At 32.9% G+C, this 277-nt stretch carries 1 pseudogene; it reads right to left on the bottom strand.

What is annotated here, in order from left to right:
* Positions 1–277 (bottom strand): annotated as a pseudogene (locus SB717_RS35420) (primosomal protein N'); the annotation flags it as partial.

Below are 277 nucleotides of genomic sequence, written 5' to 3' on the forward strand. Positions count from 1 at the left end.
GCCTCTGGAAATAGTTTTGTAATTTCTTCTTCTACCTTTTGTGTACCTGTACCAAAGAAACGAATGTATGTACTTTGACAAGCAGGACACTCAGTTGGCATATTTTCTTCATAACTACAATAATGACATTTTAAACGATGATTCATTTTATGATATGTCAATGAAATATCACAATGCGGACATTGTACAACATACCCACAATCACGGCACATAACAAATGTAGAATGACCTCTTCTATTTAAAAATAGTACCATCTGTTCTTTCTTTTCTAATCGAT

It is taken from the genome of Priestia sp. SIMBA_032 (assembly GCF_046535215.1).
In the GTDB taxonomy this organism is placed as follows: Bacteria; Bacillota; Bacilli; order Bacillales; family Bacillaceae_H; genus Priestia; species Priestia aryabhattai.